We start from the raw sequence: 6,004 nt of genomic DNA on the forward strand, positions 1-6,004 counted from the left end.
CGGTTCGGGGTGCTGGAGCCGTGGCTGAGCAGTATCCGGTCCAGCAGGTCCGACACCTGGGCGGCGGACATCCGGTCGGCAGGGTTCTTGCGGAGCAGTCCCTCCAGGACCGCGACCAGAGCCCCCGCCCGTTGCGGGCGGGTGGGCTCCTGGGTGAGGATCGCGCCGAGCACGGCCATCGAGTCGGAGCCCTCGTACGGCGGGCGTCCCTCGACCGCCGCGTACAGCGTGGCGCCGAGACCCCACAGGTCCGCCGGCGCGCCGGCCTCCTGGCCCTTGACGATCTCCGGGGCGATGTAGGAAGGGGACCCGACCAGCAGCCCGGTGCCGGTGATCGTGTCGTCGCCGGCCGCCCGGGCGATGCCGAAGTCGGTGAGCTTCACCCGGCCGTCGTGCCCGAGCAGGATGTTGCCGGGCTTCACGTCGCGGTGGGTGATGCCGGCCGCGTGCGCCGCCTCCAGCGCGCCGAGGATGGCCAGCCCCACGGTGGCCACCCGCAGCGGGTGCAGCGGGCCGTCCTCCTTGATCACCTCGGCCAGCGACCGGGACGGAACCAGCTCCATGACCACCCAGGGCCGGGCGTCCTCGTCCAGCACGTCGAAGAGGGTGACCACGTTCGGGTGGCCGAGCCGGGCGATCGCGCGCGCCTCCCGCAGCGTCCGCTCGCAGCTGACCGCGCGCTCCTCCGGGGACAGGCTGCCCGGGAGCACGACCTCCTTCACGGCGACCGTACGGCGCAGGAAGGTGTCCTCGGCCTCCCAGACGGCGCCCATCGCACCGCGGCCGAGCACCCGCTGGAGGTGGTAGCGCCGGGCGAGCACGCGGCCCCCGCCACGCTGGCCCCCTGGTGTGACCACGGTCTCCCTTCCTGCCTCCCGCGGGTCTCCTGCGTGCCCCGCGTCCGCCCATCCTCGGCCACCGGGGTCACCGGACGGAAACCGGCGCGCGAGACCTGCGGACACTCCGCACGGCGCGATCGGGCTCCGCGGGACCCTGCGACCTTACGCCGCATGCCCTACCCACTGGCAGCCCGAGGCGCGCACCGGTCCGTACTCTCGGCGGCGTGCGGATCGACTTCAGCGCCTCCGAGCGGTCCAGCCTCGGGATCGAGTGGGAGCTGGAGTTGGTCGACCTCGACAGCGGTCTGCTGAGCGCGGGCGCGGACGAGATCCTGGCCGAGCTGGCCCCGGCCGAGGGCGTCGAGCACCCCAAGGCCAAGCACGAGCTGCTGCAGTCCTGCGTCGAGGTGATCACGGGTGTCTGCACGACCGTGGCCGAGGCCCGCGCCGACCTGGCCGGCACCGTGGCCGAGGTCGAGGCCGCGGCGGCCCGGCGCCACCTCGGGGTGATGTGCTCCGGCACGCACCCGACGACGGACTGGAAGACGCAGCGGATCTCGGCCGGCGAGCGCTACCGGATGCTGGTCGAGCGCAACCAGCTGCTGGCCCAGCGGCTGCAGATCTTCGGCGTGCACGTCCATGTCGGGGTCCGGTCGGCCGAGAAGGTGATGCCGATCGTCAACGCGCTGCTGGACTACGTGCCGCATTTCCTGGCGCTGTCCGCGTCCAGCCCGTTCTGGCTGGGCGGCGACACCGGGCTCGCGTCGTACCGGAGCAAGGTGTTCGAGGCGCTGCCGACCGCGGGACTGCCGTACCAGCTGCGGGACTGGGACGAGTTCGAGAAGTACATGGAGCTGCTGATCCGGACCAAGGCGATCGACACGGTCCGCGAGGTCTGGTGGGACATCCGGCCGCACCCCGACTTCGGCACGGTCGAGCTGCGCATCTGCGACGGGCTGCCGACGCTGGACGAGGTGACCGCGGTCGCGGCGATGGCGCAGTGCCTGGTCGAGCAGATGGACGGCCAGCTCGACCGCGGGTTCCGGCTGCCCGAACCGCGGGCCTGGGTGGTTCGGGAGAACAAGTGGCGAGCCGCCAGGTATGGTCTGGATGCGGAGATCGTGGTGGACGCACGCGGCACGGTTCGCCCAGTACGCGCGGCCATTCACGAGCTCGTCGACGACCTCACGCCGACCGCTCGACGGCTCGGCTGTGAGGCTGAGCTCGCGCTCGTGCCGAGGATCCTCGAGCACGGTGCGAGCTACCAGCGACAGCGTCGGGTTGCCGCCAGCGCGGGCGGGCAGCTCCGGCCTGTCGTGGACGCACTGCTGGACGAGATGCGGGTAGGGCTGCCGTTGTGACAGGACCGTCGACCGGGGGGCTCCGCGAGGCTGCCTGGCTGGACCGCTGGCTGCTCGAGCACGGATCCGGGCTGATCACGTTCCGTAGAGAACTGCATCAGAACCCCGAGCTCGGCTACGAGGAGCACCGCACCACCGCGCGACTGGCCGGGGCGCTGTCCGCGGCCGGCCTGCACCCGCACCCGCTCCCCACCGGCACCGGCCTGTTCTGCGACGTCGGTACGGGCGACCGCGTCGTCGCGCTGCGCGCGGACATCGACGCGCTGCCGCTGCAGGACGTGAAAGAGGTGCCGTACGCGTCCTCGACGCCAGGCGTCTGCCACGCCTGCGGTCACGATGCGCACACGACGATCGTGCTCGGCGCCGCGCTCGCGCTGGCCTCCGGGCCGGTCCGCGACGGCCGGGTCCGGGTGGTCTTCCAGCCGGCCGAGGAGGCCGTGCCCGGCGGTGCCCTGGACGCGATCGACGGCGGCGTGCTCAAGGACGTCGAGCGGATCTTCGCGCTGCACTGCGACCCGAAGCTGGAGACCGGCCGGGTCGGCCTGCGGGCCGGCGCGATCACCGCGGCCTGCGACAAGGTCGACGTGCTGCTGTCCGGTCCGGGCGGGCACACCGCCCGCCCGCACACCACGGTCGACCTGGTCTACGCGCTCGGCCGGGTGATCGCCGACGCGCCGGGGCTGCTGTCCCGGCGGGCCGACCCGCGGCACGGCATGTCCCTGGTCTGGGGTGCGGTGCAGGCCGGGGTCGCGCCGAACACGATCCCGCAGCACGGCATGCTCACCGGCACCGTCCGGATGCTGGACCGGGACGCCTGGGAGGGCGCCGAGGAGATGGTCCGGACGCTGGTCGAGCAGTTGGTCGCCCCGACCGGCGCCGCCGTCGACGTCCAGTACCTGCAGGGCGTGCCGCCGGTGTCCAACGACGCCGCCTCGACCGCCGCGTTCCGGGCCGGGATCACCGCGGCGCTGGGCGCGGACGCGGTCGCGGACACCGAGCAGAGCCTCGGCGGCGAGGACTTCGCGTGGTATCTCAGCCACGTGCCGGGCGCCCTGGCCCGCCTCGGGGTACGGCCGCCCGGCGACACCGGGCCGTACCTGGACCTGCATCAGCCCACTTTTGACATCGATGAGGATGCCCTTGCCGTCGGCGTCCGGGTGCTGGTGCACACCGCGCTGACCGTACTGGGCTGACCCGCCCTCGAACGGCCCGCGGACACGCTCCGCTGTCGGTTCGTCGCGGCCTCTAGACGCCCGCTCGGACCAGCGTGTACTGGTCCGTACGGCCGGTCGCGTCCGGTCGTCCGTACCCATGCGGTGCCTACAGAGGGTATCCCGCCCGATCGGGTGACGCTCCTTGTGTGCGGCCTGTGAGGCGTCGTTTACTTCCCGCGGCTGGACAGGTGTAAGTCTAGTGATCCATTCGGCCCTTATCCCCTCGCGGTCCGAGTGGTCCGTCCGGCCGACCTCGACGCGCCATCAGGCGCGTCGCCCCACACCTGGAGGCACCATGACCCGAGGGTCACTGTTCCGCCGGACCGCGCTCACCGGCGCACTGGGTCTGGCCGTGGCCGGAGCGCTCGCCGCTCCCGCCGCGCAGGCCGCGCCCGCCCCGACCGCCGCTCCCGCCGCCGCCACCGCGGACGTGCAGAGCGTGGCCGTGGCCAAGGCTCTCGGCGCCAACTCGCTCGGCAGCTACGTCGCCGGCGGCAAGCTCGTCGTCAACGTCACCGACCAGGCCTCCGCCGCGACGGTGCGGGCCTCGGGCGCGACGCCGAAGTTCGTCACCCACACCGCGGCCCAGCTCGCGGGCGCCGACGCGGCGCTGCTCAAGGCGCCGGCCGTCGTCGGCTCCACCTGGGGCACCGACCCGGTGACCAACCAGGTCGTGCTCTCGATCCCGGCCACCGCCAAGGGCGCCGCGGTCACCCAGCTCAAGGCCGTCGCCAAGGCGGCCGGCTCCGCGGTCCGGGTCGAGACGCTGGCCGCGCCGGTCCGGCCGCTGATCACCGGCGGCGACGCGATCCTGGTCAGCGGCGCGCGCTGCTCGCTCGGGTTCAACGTGCGCAACAGCGCCAACCAGAACTTCTTCCTCACCGCCGGCCACTGCACCAACATCGGCGCGACCTGGACGACCTCCAGCGGTCAGCTGATCGGCACCCGGACGAACACCAGCTTCCCGGGTAACGACTACGGCGTGGTGCGCTACACCGGCACCGTGCCGGCCTCCGGCACCGTCGGCAGCCAGGACATCACCTCCTCCGGCACCCCGGCCGTCAACAGCACCGTGACCCGTCGCGGCAGCACCACCGGCATCCACTCCGGCACCGTGCAGCAGCTCAACGCGACCGTCCGGTACGCCGAGGGCACCGTCACCGGCCTGATCCGCACCTCCGTCTGCGCCGAGCCCGGCGACAGCGGCGGCTCGCTCTACCGCGGCACGATCGCCTTCGGCCTCACCTCCGGCGGCAGCGGCAACTGCACCTCCGGCGGGACGACGTTCTTCCAGCCGGTCACCGAGCCCCTCGGTCTGTTCGGCCTGCACGTCTTCTAGACGTACGCACGTTAGGCCGAATGCACGTCGCTCGACCTGGAACGCCCACCGCTCCGGCGGTGGGCGTTCTGGTCGTTCGAGCACGTTGCGAGAACTCGGTGTAGTAATTGCTGGGCCGTTCGGGTGGTTAGGCATTGCGAAAGGTTGACCCGGACGGACTGTTCCGATGAGGGTGTCCACATACCCACAGAGGAGTTCTGGGCCGAACGGCCTAATAATGCTCCTCCGCGAGATGGTTCCGGAAGCACGCCGTTCGGGCGTGAACGTCGACTCTCGAGGAGATTTGAATGGGAACTGCACACCCGCGCCGGGGACGTACGGTCCTCGTCGCCGCGGCCGCCGTCCTCGCGGCCGCAGGGGCGCTCGCGCTGCCCTCGGGCAGCGCGTCCGCGGCCCCAGCACCGGGCGGCTCCGCCGTCCTGTCCGCCGAGTCCGCGGTCCTCGTCGCCGCGACCGGCGTCGACACCACCACCGCTTCCGCCAGGGTCGCCGCGCAGCGTAGCCAATCGGCCCTGGCGGACAAGCTCACCACGCAGGTCGGCGCGGTCAAGGGCGCCGGCAGCTACCTCGACGCCAGGACCGGCGCGCTGGTGGTCACCGTGACCGACGCCGCCGCCGCGAAGACGGTCACCGCCGCCGGCGCGCGGGCCAAGGTCGTCAGCCACAGCTCGGCGCAGCTGGACGGCATCACGGCCGCGCTGAACAAGGCCCCCCGGACGCCCGGCAGCGCCTGGGGCGTCGACCCGAAGGCCAACCAGGTCGTCGTCACGATCTCGGCCGCGGCGCCGGCCGCCCGGGCCGCCACCCTGGAGAAGACCGCGGCCCGGTACGGCTCGGCCGTCCGGATCCAGCACACCAGTGCCGGCTTCGCCCCGCAGCTGCAGGGCGGCGACGCGATCCTGACCGACAGCTTCCGCTGCTCGGCCGGCTTCAACACCACCGGCGGCGTGGTCACCGCCGGGCACTGCACCGCGGGCCTGCCGGCGTACTTCGCCTCCGACGGCAGCCCGCTCGGCCCCTCGGTCGACTCGCACTTCCCGACCAGCGACTTCGGTCTGGTGCAGAACACCGGCCAGCCGGCGTCGCCGACGGTCAACCTCTACAACGGCTCCAGCCAGTCGATCACCGGTGCCGGCAACGCGGTCGTCGGGCAGTCGATCTGCAAGTCCGGCAGCACCACCGGCCTGACCTGCGGCACCGTGCAGGCGACCAACGTCACCGTGCAGTACGCGGAGGGCACGGTCTTCCAGA

Annotated in this window: 5 protein-coding genes; 4 read left to right on the forward strand and 1 reads right to left on the reverse strand. The window is 72.7% G+C overall.

Going from position 1 to position 6,004, the window contains the following annotated elements:
- The coding region (locus VGP36_02470; GenBank protein HEV7653588.1) for a serine/threonine-protein kinase at positions 1-857 on the reverse strand (857 nt) is incomplete at its 3' end.
- Between the two features lie 206 nt (positions 858-1,063).
- Between VGP36_02470 and VGP36_02475 the strand changes: the two genes are divergently transcribed.
- The 4 genes from VGP36_02475 to VGP36_02490 form a co-directional block, all read left to right on the forward strand.
- Positions 1,064-2,200, forward strand: a complete 1,137-nt coding sequence (locus tag VGP36_02475) for a glutamate--cysteine ligase (protein HEV7653589.1) — start codon at positions 1,064-1,066, stop codon at positions 2,198-2,200.
- The gene (locus tag VGP36_02480) at positions 2,197-3,393 is read left to right on the forward strand and encodes an amidohydrolase (GenBank protein ID HEV7653590.1); all 1,197 of its coding nucleotides are present in this window, start codon (positions 2,197-2,199) and stop codon (positions 3,391-3,393) included. Before VGP36_02475 ends, VGP36_02480 begins: the two co-directional genes overlap by 4 nt.
- Positions 3,394-3,709: 316 nt before the next feature.
- Positions 3,710-4,753, forward strand: coding sequence for a S1 family peptidase (locus VGP36_02485; GenBank protein HEV7653591.1), 1,044 nt, complete (start codon positions 3,710-3,712; stop codon positions 4,751-4,753).
- A 287-nt stretch (positions 4,754-5,040) separates the two neighbouring features.
- A partial coding sequence (locus tag VGP36_02490; protein ID HEV7653592.1) for a S1 family peptidase occupies positions 5,041-6,004 on the forward strand: 964 nt, incomplete at its 3' end.

Source organism: Mycobacteriales bacterium (assembly GCA_035995165.1).
Lineage (GTDB): Bacteria > Actinomycetota > Actinomycetes > Mycobacteriales > CADCTP01 > CADCTP01.